The 11,326-nt window shown below is 72.8% G+C and carries 13 protein-coding genes; 6 read left to right on the top strand and 7 right to left on the bottom strand.

Annotation, left to right across the window (positions count from 1 at the left end):
* Positions 1–11: 11 nt before the first annotated feature.
* The 6 genes from CCN33_RS20785 to hypE are packed head-to-tail and all read left to right on the top strand — an operon-like array spanning position 12 to position 6,287.
* Positions 12–581 carry a hydrogenase maturation protease gene (locus CCN33_RS20785; RefSeq protein WP_244173885.1) on the top strand — a complete coding sequence of 190 codons (570 nt, stop codon included), beginning with the start codon at positions 12–14 and terminating at the stop codon, positions 579–581.
* 59 nt (positions 582–640) lie between these two features.
* A complete protein-coding gene (gene hypB, locus CCN33_RS20780) occupies positions 641–1,390 on the top strand; it encodes a hydrogenase nickel incorporation protein HypB (RefSeq protein WP_086695081.1) in 750 nt (249 codons plus the stop codon).
* Entirely contained in the window at positions 1,387–3,738 is a 2,352-nt protein-coding gene (hypF, locus tag CCN33_RS20775) for a carbamoyltransferase HypF (RefSeq protein ID WP_086695080.1), read from the top strand. The genes hypB and hypF overlap by 4 nt, the downstream gene beginning before the upstream one ends.
* A 50-nt stretch (positions 3,739–3,788) precedes the next feature.
* Entirely contained in the window at positions 3,789–4,079 is a 291-nt protein-coding gene (locus tag CCN33_RS20770; RefSeq protein ID WP_086695079.1) for a HypC/HybG/HupF family hydrogenase formation chaperone, read from the top strand.
* Positions 4,076–5,221, top strand: a complete 1,146-nt coding sequence (hypD, locus tag CCN33_RS20765; RefSeq protein ID WP_086695078.1) for a hydrogenase formation protein HypD — start codon at positions 4,076–4,078, stop codon at positions 5,219–5,221. Before CCN33_RS20770 ends, hypD begins: the two co-directional genes overlap by 4 nt.
* A complete protein-coding gene (hypE, locus tag CCN33_RS20760; RefSeq protein WP_086695077.1) occupies positions 5,214–6,287 on the top strand; it encodes a hydrogenase expression/formation protein HypE in 1,074 nt (357 codons plus the stop codon). The genes hypD and hypE overlap by 8 nt, the downstream gene beginning before the upstream one ends.
* Positions 6,288–6,342: 55 nt before the next feature.
* On the opposite strand, the gene hypA is transcribed toward hypE, so the two are convergent.
* From hypA to CCN33_RS20725, 7 genes are all read right to left on the bottom strand, one after another.
* On the bottom strand, positions 6,343–6,690 hold the full coding sequence (gene hypA, locus CCN33_RS20755; RefSeq protein WP_086695076.1) for a hydrogenase maturation nickel metallochaperone HypA: 348 nt from the start codon (positions 6,688–6,690) through the stop codon (positions 6,343–6,345).
* A 7-nt stretch (positions 6,691–6,697) separates the two neighbouring features.
* Positions 6,698–6,898, bottom strand: a complete 201-nt coding sequence (locus CCN33_RS20750) for a hypothetical protein (RefSeq protein WP_086695075.1) — start codon at positions 6,896–6,898, stop codon at positions 6,698–6,700.
* A gap of 20 nt (positions 6,899–6,918) precedes the next feature.
* Positions 6,919–7,125: a hypothetical protein gene (locus CCN33_RS20745; protein WP_086695074.1), complete on the bottom strand. Its 207-nt coding sequence runs from the start codon at positions 7,123–7,125 to the stop codon at positions 6,919–6,921.
* A gap of 37 nt (positions 7,126–7,162) precedes the next feature.
* Entirely contained in the window at positions 7,163–7,747 is a 585-nt protein-coding gene (locus CCN33_RS20740) for a DUF5947 family protein (RefSeq protein WP_086695073.1), read from the bottom strand.
* Positions 7,744–8,316: a NifU family protein gene (locus tag CCN33_RS20735; protein WP_086695072.1), complete on the bottom strand. Its 573-nt coding sequence runs from the start codon at positions 8,314–8,316 to the stop codon at positions 7,744–7,746. The genes CCN33_RS20740 and CCN33_RS20735 overlap by 4 nt, the downstream gene beginning before the upstream one ends.
* A complete protein-coding gene (locus CCN33_RS20730; protein ID WP_086695071.1) occupies positions 8,309–10,102 on the bottom strand; it encodes a nickel-dependent hydrogenase large subunit in 1,794 nt (597 codons plus the stop codon). The genes CCN33_RS20735 and CCN33_RS20730 overlap by 8 nt, the downstream gene beginning before the upstream one ends.
* A gap of 69 nt (positions 10,103–10,171) precedes the next feature.
* Positions 10,172–11,263, bottom strand: coding sequence for an NADH-quinone oxidoreductase subunit B family protein (locus CCN33_RS20725; RefSeq protein ID WP_086695070.1), 1,092 nt, complete (start codon positions 11,261–11,263; stop codon positions 10,172–10,174).
* Positions 11,264–11,326 lie beyond the last annotated feature (63 nt).

Genomic DNA, 11,326 nt, shown 5'->3' with positions numbered 1-11,326 from the left:
GCCCCGAACCCCTGCTGGTGGCCGGAGTGGGCAACATCTTCCTCGGCGACGACGCCTTCGGCCCCGAGGTCGTCCGCGCCCTCGAACACCGTCCCCTCCCGCCCGGCGCCCACGTACGGGACTTCGGCATCCGGGGCATGGACCTCGCCTACGCCCTGCTCGGCGGCTGCGCCACCGCCGTACTCGTCGACGCCGCCCCCCGGGGACAGTGCCCCGGCACCCTCTCCCTGGTCGAGGCCGAACCCCCGGACGCCACGGTCGTGCCCGAGGCGCACGGGATGGACCCGGAGAAGGTGCTCGCCCTCGCCACCCACCTCGGCGACGAACCCCTGCCCCGCGTCCTCGTCCTCGCCTGCGAGCCCGCGGTGCTGCCCAGCCCGGACGAGGACATCGCCCCCGGCCTCAGCGAACCGGTGCGCGAGGCCGTCGCACGGGCCGTCGACGCGCTGCACACCCTGATCCCGGTCCTGCTGGCCGACCCGGCCGCGCCCACGCCCCCGTTGGGCCGCCCGATGGAATCCGGGACCCCGCACGCGGCTGCGCTGCCCGGCCTCGGGACGGGCGGACCCGAAGATCGGTGAGACCCCTGGGCCGTGCCCGGCACGGCCCGGGCCCCCGATCTTCCCGAGGAGCTGTGCCCATGTGCCGGTCCGACGTCAAGCAGGCCGTCCTGGCCAAGAACGACGATCTCGCCGCCCGCCTGCGTGAGGACCTCACTGAACGGGGCGTCACCGTGGTCAACCTGCTGTCCAGCCCCGGCAGCGGCAAGACCGAACTCCTCGCCCGCGTCCTGGCCCGCGCCGTCCAGCGCGGTGTCCCCGTGGCCGCCCTCACCGCCGACCTCGCGACCGAGAACGACGCCCAGCGCCTCGCCCGCTCCGGCGCCCCGGTCCAGCAGCTCCTCACGGACGGGCTGTGCCACCTGGAGGCCGGCCAGGTCCGCGACCGCCTCGACGGCTGGCTCCCCGCCGACACCGAGGTGCTGTTCGTGGAGAACGTCGGCAACCTCGTCTGCCCGGCCTCCTACGACCTCGGGGAGACCCTGCGGATCGCCCTCATGGCCGTCACCGAGGGCGAGGACAAGCCGCTGAAGTACCCCACCGCCTTCGGCTCCGCCCACCTGGTCGCCATCACCAAGACCGACCTCGCCGTCCCCGCCGGATTCGACGAGGCCGCCTTCCGCGCCAACGTCCAGCGGGTCAACCCCGGCGTGGAGACGGTGCGGACCTGCGCGCGCAGCGGCGACGGCGTCGACGTCCTGCTGGAGCGGGCCCTCGCCGTCCGGCACGCGCCGCCCGCCCACCGCCCGCCGCTGGCCCCCGGACCGCACGGCCACTCCCACGGCGGCCACAGCCACGACCACGACCCGGCCGCCGCCCCCCTCGCATGACGGCCCCCGCGACGGGCCGGATGCGCCGCCGTCTCACCGTGCGGGGCACGGTGCAGGGCGTCGGCTTCCGGCCCCATGTGCACCGGCTCGCGGCCGAGTACGCCCTCGCCGGGTTCGTCGGCAACACCGCCGACGGTGTCCTCATCGAGGTCGAGGGCCCGCCGCACGACGTGGAGCGGTTCTGCGAGCTGCTCGCCGAACACCCGCCTCCGCTCGCCTCGGTCACCGGCATCGGCCACGAGGACCTCCCCGCCACCGGCACGGGCGGGACGTTCACCATCCAGGCGACCCGACACACCACCGGCCGCACCCAGTTGCCGCCCGACACCGCCACCTGCGCCGACTGCCTGCGCGAACTCGCGGCCCCCGCCGACCGCCGCCACCGGCATCCCTTCGTCACCTGCACGCACTGCGGCCCCCGCTTCACCATCGCCACCGCGATGCCGTACGACCGCGCGGCCACGACCATGGCCCGCTTCCCGATGTGCCCCGCCTGCGCCCGCGAGTACGGCGACCCGCTCGACCGGCGCTTCCACGCCCAGCCCGTCGCCTGCCCCGACTGCGGACCCGGCCTGAGCCTCATCCCCGCCGAGGGCACCGGAGCGCGCCCGGCCCGCGACGCCGAGGCCCTCGCCCGGGCCCGGGCCCTGCTCGCCCAGGGCCGGATCGTGGCCGTCAAGGGCCTCGGCGGCTACCACCTGGCCTGCGACGCCACCGACCCGCGTGCCGTCGCCACGCTGCGCGCCCGGAAGGAACGCGGCGGCAAGGCGTTCGCGGTGATGTGCGCGGACCTCGCCACCGCGGAGAGCGTCGCCCACCTCACGGACGCCGAGCGGGCCGCGCTCACCGGCCCGGAACGTCCCATCGTGCTGCTGCGCGCCCGTACTCCCGGCGACGGTCTCCGCCTCGCCGACGGCATCGCACCCGGCAGCCCGCACCTCGGTGTCCTACTGCCCTACACCCCTGTGCACACCCTGCTGTTCGGCCTGCCCGGCGACCCGCCGGGACCCCGTGTGCTCGTGATGACCAGCGGCAACCGCTCCGGCGAGCCCATCGTCACCGACGACGCCCAGGCACTCATCCGGCTCGCCGGACTGGCCGACGCGTGGCTCACCCATGACCGCGCCATCGCCGCCCCCTGCGACGACTCCCTGCTCCGCGTACGCGCCGACGGCACCCCCCAGCTGCTGCGCCGCTCACGGGGCTACGTCCCCCGGCCGCTGACCCTCCCGGTGCCGGTCGGGCCCGCCCTCGCCGTCGGCGGGGACCTGAAGAACGCGCTCTGCCTCGGCGAGGACGACCAGGCGTGGCTGGGCCCGCACATCGGGGACATGGGCGACCTCGCCACCCTGGACGCCGCCCGTCGCGCCGAGGCCCACCTCGCCACCCTGACCGGTGTCACCCCGCGCCTGATCGCCGCCGACCGGCACCCCGGCTACCAGTCGACGGCCCACGCCCGCCGCCGCGCCGCCGAGGCCGGACTGCCCGCCCCGGCGCTGGTCCAGCACCACCACGCCCACATCGCCGCCGCCCTGGCCGAACACGGCCTCGACGGCGCCACCCCCGTCATCGGCGTCGCCTTCGACGGCACCGGATACGGCGACGACGGCACCGTCTGGGGCGGCGAGATCCTGCTCGCCGACTACTCCGCCTACCGCCGCTTCGCCCACCTCGTCCCCGCCCCGCTGCCCGGCGGGGACGCGGGTGTCGCCAACCCCTGCCGGCAGGCGCTGGCCCGGCTCTGGGCGGCCGGTATCGGCTGGGCGCCCGACCTGCCCAGCGTGGCCGCCTGCACCGACACCGAACGCGCGGTGCTGCACGGTCAGCTGACCCACCGCATCGCCTGCGTGCCTACCAGCAGCATGGGCCGCCTCTTCGACGCCGTGGCCTCCCTCACCGGCGCCTGCCACCGCGCCGGCCACGAGGCCGAGGCCGCGCTCGCCCTGGAAGCCCTCGCGCTCGAAGCCCGGGACGCGGACAGCGGGGAGTACGCCTTCGGCTTCGCACCCGGACCGCAGGCCGACCCGGCCCCGGCGCTGCGCGCCCTCCTCGCCGACCTGCGGCGGGGAGTGCCCGCGCCCGTGCTCGCCGCCCGCTTCCACCGGGGCGTCGCCGGAGCTGTGGAAGAGCTGTGCCGACGGGCCCGCGAGGCCACCGGCCTGACCACCGTGGCCCTGACCGGCGGGGTCTTCGCCAACGCCCTGCTGGAGGAGGACAGCACCGCCCGGCTCACCGCCGACGGCTTCACCGTCCTGCGGCACGGCCGGGTGCCGCCCAACGACGGCGGCCTCGCGCTCGGCCAGCTCATGGTCGCGGCCCACGTGCCCGGGCCGGGCCGCGCCCGCTGATCCGCCGCCGGCCCGGCCATCAGTCCACCCCAGACGAGACGGAGTGACCCATGTGTCTTGCAGTGCCCGGCAAGGTCGTCGCCATCGACGAAGGCGCCGACCCGCTCACCGGGCTCGTCGACTTCGGCGGAGTGCGGAAACAGGCGTGTCTCGAGTATCTGCCCGATGTGCGGGTGGGGGAGTACGTCATCGTGCACGTCGGCTTCGCCCTCCAGAAGCTCGACGAGGAGTCGGCCCGCGCGTCGCTGGAGCTGTTCGAGCAACTCGGGCTGCTGGAAGAGGAGTTCGGCGACGCCTGGGAGCAGGCCGAGCGGCAGGGAAGCGGGAGTGAGAACCGGTGAAGTACATCGACGAGTTCAACGACCCCGAGCTGGCGCGGCGCCTGCTGGACGAGATCCGGGCCACCGTCACCCGGCCCTGGGCCCTGATGGAGGTGTGCGGTGGCCAGACCCACTCCATCATCCGCCACGGCATCGACCAACTCCTGCCTGAGGAAGTCGAGCTGATTCACGGGCCCGGCTGCCCGGTGTGCGTCACCCCGCTCGACGTCATCGACAAGGCCCTCGCGGTCGCCGCCCGTCCCGACGTGATCTTCTGCTCCTTCGGCGACATGCTCCGGGTACCCGGCACCGACCGCGACCTGTTCCGGGTCAAGGGCGAGGGCGGCGACGTACGCGTGGTGTACTCCCCGCTCGACGCGCTCGAACTGGCCCGCAGGCACCCCGAGAAGCAGGTGGTGTTCTTCGCCATCGGCTTCGAGACCACCGCACCCGCCAATGCCATGGCCGTCCACCAGGCCCGCCGGCTCGGCCTGGACAACTTCAGCCTGCTGGTCTCCCACGTCCGGGTACCCCCGGCGGTCGCGGCCATCATGACCGCCCCCGAGTGCCGGGTGCAGGGCTTCCTCGCGGCCGGGCACGTGTGCAGCGTGATGGGCACCGCCGAGTACCCCGAGCTGGCCGAGCGGTTCCGGGTGCCGATGGTGGTCACCGGGTTCGAGCCGCTGGACATCCTGGAGGGCATCCGCCGGGCCGTGCACCAACTGGAGCGCGGCGAGCACCGGGTGGAGAACGCCTACCCCCGTGCCGTGCGCGAGGAGGGCAACCCGGCCGCGCTGCGCATGATCGAGGACGTCTTCGAGGTCACCGACCGCAACTGGCGCGGTATCGGCCCCATCCCGGCCAGCGGCTGGCGTCTCGCCGAGGCGTACCGCGCCTACGACGCCGAGCACCGCTTCGACGTCACCGGCATCCGCACCGAGGAACCCGCCGTGTGCCGGGCCGGCGAGGTGCTCCAGGGCCTCATCAAGCCCACCGAGTGCGAGGCGTTCGGCACCGCCTGCACCCCGCGCACCCCGCTCGGCGCCACCATGGTCTCCAGCGAGGGCGCCTGCGCCGCCTACTACCTGTACCGCCGCATGGAAGGCGGCCCCATGCCCCGCGGATCGCGCGTTCCGCGTAAGGAGATGAACCCCGTTGGCTGACCTCACCGACGCCCCCGCGATCGACCCCGCCAACTGGACCTGCCCCGCCCCGCTGCGCGACCAGGGCGTGGTGGTCATGGGCCACGGCGGAGGCGGCGCCCTCTCCGCCGAGCTGATCGACCAGGTCTTCACCCCCGCCTACGGCAATCCCACCCTCGCCGGGCTCGCCGACTCCGCCGTACTCGAACTCGGCGGCGCCCGGCTGGCGTTCTCCACCGACTCCTACGTGGTGCGCCCGCTGTTCTTCCCCGGCGGCTGCCTCGGCGACCTCGCCGTCAACGGGACGGTGAACGACCTGGCGATGAGCGGCGCGCGGCCCGCCTACCTGTCCACGGCATTCGTGCTGGAGGAGGGCGTGGAACTCGCCGTCGTCGACCGCGTCGCCCGCGCGCTGGGCGCGGCCGCCCGAGCCGCGGAGGTCACCGTCGCCACCGGCGACACCAAGGTGGTCGAGTCCGGCCACGGCGACGGCGTCTACGTCACCACGGCCGGCGTCGGCCTCGTACCCGACGGCGTCGACATCCGCCCCCAGCGCGCCCGCCCCGGAGACGCCGTCCTCGTCAGCGGGCCGATCGGGCTGCACGGGGTCGCGGTGATGAGCGTGCGGGAGGGGCTGGAGTTCGGCGTCGAGATCGTTTCCGACACGGCGCCGCTCGCCGGTCTGGTCGCGGCCATGCTCGCCGTCACCAAGGACGTGCACGTCCTGCGCGACCCCACCCGCGGTGGCCTCGGCGCCTCGCTCAACGAGATCGCCCGCGCCTCCGGCACCGGTGTCCGGATCACCGAGCGGGCCGTGCCGGTGCCCGACGAGGTGGCCAACGCCTGCGGGTTCCTCGGCCTCGACCCGCTGTACGTCGCCAACGAGGGCCGGCTCGTCGCCTTCGTACCCCGCGAGCACGCCGACGCCGTGCTGGCCGCGATGCGCGCCCATCCCCAGGGCGCCGGGGCCGCGCTGATCGGGGAGTGCGTGGCCGAGCACCCCGGCATGGTCACCGTCGCCACCGGGCTCGGCGGCACCCGCGTACTCGACCTGCCGCTCGGGGAGCAGCTTCCGCGTATCTGCTGAGCACGCGAACCGGCCCCGTCCGCAAAGGGACGGGGCCGGTTCGCGCGTCCGGGGGTCAGGGCACCGCCTCCACGGCGGTGATCTCCAGCTCCCGTCCGCTGCGCAGGTCCTGCGAGGGCCGGTCGCAGGCGGGGCACCAGAAGAACGGCGGCATGCCCACCGCGAACTCCGCCGCGCACCCGCCGCACCAGGCCACCGCCGTCACCTGCTCCACCACCAGCCGGGCCGAGGCGAGCGAGGTGCCGTCCCGCGCCACCTCGAAGGCGAAGTGCAGCGCGTCCGGCACCACACCCGCCAGCTCACCCACCCGCACCGTCACCGAGGAGACGTCCCCGGCGCCGTCCGCGCGGGCGATCTCCCCGGCCTGTTCCACGATCGCGGTCGCGATCGACAGCTCGTGCACCGGGGCCTCACGGGTACCGGCGGAGCGCGCGGCGGCCGCCGGTCATCCGGTAGATCTTGATCTCGCGGATGATGCCGGGGACCTCACTCACGACCAGCAGCAGCGTCAGACCGGCGAGCACGGCGGCCTGGGCTACGAGCACCCGCCGCCCTGTCCACAGGGTCCGCTCCGTCTTCGCGGCGACTCGCGCGGCTTTTCCGATCTTCATGGCGCTCACTTCCTGCCCTCTCATCCCGGCGGGATGTTCGGCATGACGTCGAGGATGGCGTTGTGCCGCTTGGTACGGACACCCGTGGAGCGGCGCGAGTCGGCGGTGCCGTCCTCGTGGTGGCCGACCTGCTCCTGATAGGGGCCGCGGTTGCCCTGGTGCAGGCCCGGCACGTGTGTCGGCGTGTCCGGCTTCACCTGGGGACGGCCCACTCTGATCCTGCCCATGATCGTCTCCTCTCTGGGCTGCACACATCTTGAGGCTTCACGAACGCTCGGTGAGCTCCGCGAAGAACCGTTCGACGGCCGGCCACACCCGGCCGCCACCGGAGAGTCCCTGCCACTCCGCGCGGACCAGGGCGACCATCCGGAAGCAGTCGTCGACGGGCACGATCCAGTGCTCCTGCTGGCCGCGCACCGTGTTGACCAGCAGCGCCTCCACGTCGGGTACCACGGAGGCGAGCGGCGGACACGCGGCGGCCAGGCCCTGCCAGGCGTCGGAGTCCACCTCCCACCGCATGGCCCCGGCGGGGCTCGGCCCCTGCGCCGTCACCGTGCCGTCGGCGCGCGGCACGAAGAACACCAGACCCACCGGCACCCCGAGCGCCGCCGTGTCGACCGGCGCCAGCCGCACCCGCCGCCGGGGCACCAACCGGTACCGGCCGCCGCCCGAGCCCTGCTCGGCGAAGAGCACCGAGCACGCACCGCAGACACAGCGGACCTCGTCGGCCGCCGTCTCGAACAGATGCGGATGCTCCTCGGCCACCGGCGCGGCGCACAGCTCGCACGTCTCCGGCCGCCCCGCCCCGGCCGGGCCGGAGCGGATCAGCCGGGCCAGCGCCCCGCTCACCGCGCCTCCTGCGGACGCTCCGCCCGGCGCGTGGTCAGCGTGGCGAGCGGTACGAACGCGGGCGGCTTCGCCCGCTCGGCCGTGACCGCCTCCACCGCCCGCAGCTCCGGAGCGGCGGCCAGTACGGTCGCCCGCACCACCTCGGTGACGTCCCCGCCACCTCCGCCGCACCCCGATCCGCAGCCACCGCCGCCGGAGTCGACCCGCACGCGGGCCACCTCGCCCTCGACGCCCAGCCACTGAAGGTCTCCGCCGCGCTCACGCACCGCGGGCCGCAGCCGCTCCACCGCACGTTCGGCCCGCCGCTCCGGCGGCTCGGGGTGCAGGGAGTGCAGCACCAGCAGATGCGCCAGCAACTCGTCACCGGCCACCCGGTCCAGCAGGGCGGCGTCCGCCCCGTCGAGCATCCGGGCCAGCGCCTCCCCGTACACCTCGGTCAGCAGGCCCACCGACTCCAGGGCCTCGGCGGACAGATGGCCGCTGCCGGACTCCAGTCGCTCCAGCAGCTCGTCCAGCCGGCCGAGCCGGGCCTCGACCGCCGGGTCGGCGAGCCGGGCGCCGTCAGCCATGGCTGGCGCCGTAGGTGGGGGAGTGCACGACGTCCAGCGTCTTGCCCTTGCCCATGTACATGTGGACGCCGCACGGCAGACAGGGGTCGAAGCTGCGCACGGTGCGCATGATGTCCACGCCCTTGAAGTCGTCCGGCCCGTTCTCCTCGAAGATGGGCTGGCCCTGGACCGCGTCCTCGTACGGGCCGGGGGTGCCGTAGATGTCGCGGGGGCTCGCGTTCCACGGGGTCGGCGGGTACGGGTGGTAGTTGGCGATCTTCTTGTCCTTGATCACCAGGTGGTGCGACAGGACCCCGCGCACGGCCTCGTGGAAGCCGCAGCCGATCGCCTCGTCCGGTACCTCGAAGTCCTGGAACACCTTGGTCTCGCCCGCCCGCAGCAGCTCCATGGACTCCTCCAGGAACTGCAGGGCCATCGCGGCCGCGTACGCCACGAAGTAGGGCCGCGCCCGGTCGCGTTCGAGGGTGTTGCTCCACTTCGGGATGGACCACTCCAGCGTGGTCTCCGGCAGCGACTCGCCCTTGGGGAGCTGGATGCGCACCTTGCCGTTCGCCGCCTTGACGTATCGGGTGTCGACCAGGCCGCTCAGCGCCGTCGACCACAGGCGGGCCAGGGGGCCGCCGCCGGTGTCCAGGGCGAGGTGCTTGTCCGTCTCCTTGTGGTACCAGCGCGGGCTCATGACCCAGCTGTAGTTCCCGTCGAACTCGCGCTTCTGCGGCACCGGGACCGTCGTCTGGTTCCACGGGTGCCGCATGTCGACCGGGTTGCCCAGCGGGTCGTGGGTGACGAACGGCTGCTCGTTGACCCAGTCGTCGTAGAACGAACTCCCCAGCATGATGCGCATGTTGAGGTTGATGTCGATCAGGTTGTTGGTGACCAGCTCCCCGTCGACGATGACGCCCGGCGTCACGTACATCGCCTTGCCCCACTCGTTCATCGAGGCGTAGCGGTAGTCCACGACGGCGGGGTCCTGCCAGGCGCCCCAGCAGCCCAGCAGGATGCGGCGGCGTCCGACCTCCTCGTAGCCCGGCAGGGCTTCGTAGAAGAAGTCGAAGACGTCGTCGTTCATCGCCACCGCCTTCTTGATGAAGTCGATGACGTGCATCAGCCGGCTGAGGTAGTCGGTGAAGACGCTGGGCTGCGGCATGGTGCCGACCCCGCCCGGATACAGCGTGGAGGGGTGCACGTGCCGTCCCTCCATCAGGCAGAACATCTCCCGCGTGACCCGGCTGACCCGGAGGGCCTCCTTGTAGACCTCGCCCTCGAAGGGGTTGAACGCCTTCATGATGTCGGCGATGGTCCGGAAGCCGTGGATCTCCCCGCGCGGGGCGTCGGTGCGCTCGGCGCGGGCCAGCAGACCGGGGTTGGTCGCCTTGACCATGGCCTCGCAGAAGTCCACGAACACCAGGTTGTCCTGGAAGATCGTGTGGTCGAACATGTACTCGGCCGCCTCGCCGAGGTTGGTGATGTGCTCGGCCATCGGCGGCGGCTTGATCCCGTACGCCATCTGCTGGGCGTAGTTGGAGCAGGTGGTGTGGTTGTCCCCGCAGATACCGCAGATGCGCGAGGTGATGAACCCGGCGTCGCGCGGGTCCTTGCCCTTCATGAACACCGAGTAGCCGCGGAACAGCGACGAGGTGCTGTGGCACTCGGCCACCTCGCGGTTGGCGAAGTCGATCTTCGTGTAGATGCCCAGGTTGCCGATGATCCTGGTGATCGGGTCCCAGGACATGTCCACGAGCTGAGCGGGTTTGCGCCCCGTGGGCCGGGATTCGGTGGTCGTCATCTGCGGTACTGCCCCTCGCTGTCGGGGTGGTGCGGGTGGTGGTGGGGTGCTGCGATGGCCGTACCGGCGTCAGGCACGCCAGTACGGGTTGTAACCGCTGGTGAGCTTGGACTTCCTGTGCCGCCACTTGGGCTCGTGATTGACCATCTCGTTGGTCACGCCGCGCAGCCGGCGCACGACCGCGCCGTACGGCTTGATGACCAGGGAGGACAGGGTGCCGCCGGGGGGTTCGTCCATGAACGGCATGAACGCGTCCGGGAAGCCGGGCATGGTGCAGCCGATGCAGATGCCCCCGACGTTCGGGCAGCCGCCGATGCCGGCCATCCAGCCGCGCTTGGGCACGTTGCAGTTGACCACCGGGCCCCAGCAGCCGGTCTTCACCAGGCACTTGGGGGAGTTGTAGTCGAGGCCGAAGTCGCCCTGCTCGTAGTACGAGCCCCGGTCGCAGCCCTCGTGGACGGTCTTGCCGAACAGCCACTGCGGCCGCAGCATGTGGTCCAGCGGGGGCGGCGGCGCGTCACCGGCGGCGTGCTGGAGCACCCAGATCAGGGTCTCCATGAAGTTCTCCGGCTGGATAGGACAGCCGGGCACGTTGACGATGGGCAGCCCGGCCGTCGACTTGTAGTCCCAGCCCAGGTAGTCGCCGAGGCCCATGGAACCGGTCGGGTTGCCGGCCATGCCGTGGATGCCGCCGTAGGTGGCGCAGGTGCCGGCCGCGACCGTGGCCCACGCCTTCGGGGCGAGCTGGTCGATCCACCAGTTGATGGTCTGCGGCTGTCCGGTCGCCGGGTCGTTGCCGAACGACGTCCAGAAGCCGTCGCCCTCGATGATGTCCTGATTGGGCACCGAGCCCTCGATGACGAGGATGAACGGGGTGCCCAGCTCGCCGCGCGCCGCTGCCCGGTAGGGGGCGAGGAAGTCCTCGCCGCCCAGGCTCGGCGAGAGCACCTTGTTGACCAGGTTGACCTTGGGAAGGCCGGGGATCAGGCCGAGCACCACGTCCTCGATGGAGGGCTGCATGGCCGCCGTCAGGGAGACGGTGTCGCCGTCGCAGCTCATCCCCTCCGAGATCCACAGGATGGTGATCTCGTCTATCCCCTGGTTCTCCTCGGATCGTTCGATGCGTTCACGGGCCGCGGTGGTGTGGCTCTCGGTGGTCATCTCGCCTGCCTTCGCTGCGGTCGGTCGGCCGCTGGGGAGTGGTTGTCGCCGTCAGGGGCGTCC

This window comes from Streptomyces recifensis (assembly GCF_002154615.1).
GTDB classification, from domain to species: Bacteria; Actinomycetota; Actinomycetes; order Streptomycetales; family Streptomycetaceae; genus Streptomyces; species Streptomyces griseoluteus.
Note: the sequence above shows the minus strand (reverse complement) of the source record. Positions and strands in the feature narration are given on the sequence as shown.

Bases quoted from the DNA above. Each gene is read 5' to 3' on its own strand.
- hypB (WP_086695081.1), top strand. From the start codon at position 641: ATGTGCCGGTCCGACGTCAAGCAGGCCGTCCTGGCCAAGAACGACGAT.
- hypF (WP_086695080.1), top strand. From the start codon at position 1,387: ATGACGGCCCCCGCGACGGGCCGGATGCGCCGCCGTCTCACCGTGCGG.
- CCN33_RS20770 (WP_086695079.1), top strand. From the start codon at position 3,789: ATGTGTCTTGCAGTGCCCGGCAAGGTCGTCGCCATCGACGAAGGCGCC.
- CCN33_RS20750 (WP_086695075.1), bottom strand. From the start codon at position 6,898: ATGAAGATCGGAAAAGCCGCGCGAGTCGCCGCGAAGACGGAGCGGACC.
- CCN33_RS20745 (WP_086695074.1), bottom strand. From the start codon at position 7,125: ATGGGCAGGATCAGAGTGGGCCGTCCCCAGGTGAAGCCGGACACGCCG.
- CCN33_RS20735 (WP_086695072.1), bottom strand. From the start codon at position 8,316: ATGGCTGACGGCGCCCGGCTCGCCGACCCGGCGGTCGAGGCCCGGCTC.
- CCN33_RS20730 (WP_086695071.1), bottom strand. From the start codon at position 10,102: ATGACGACCACCGAATCCCGGCCCACGGGGCGCAAACCCGCTCAGCTC.
- CCN33_RS20725 (WP_086695070.1), bottom strand. From the start codon at position 11,263: ATGACCACCGAGAGCCACACCACCGCGGCCCGTGAACGCATCGAACGA.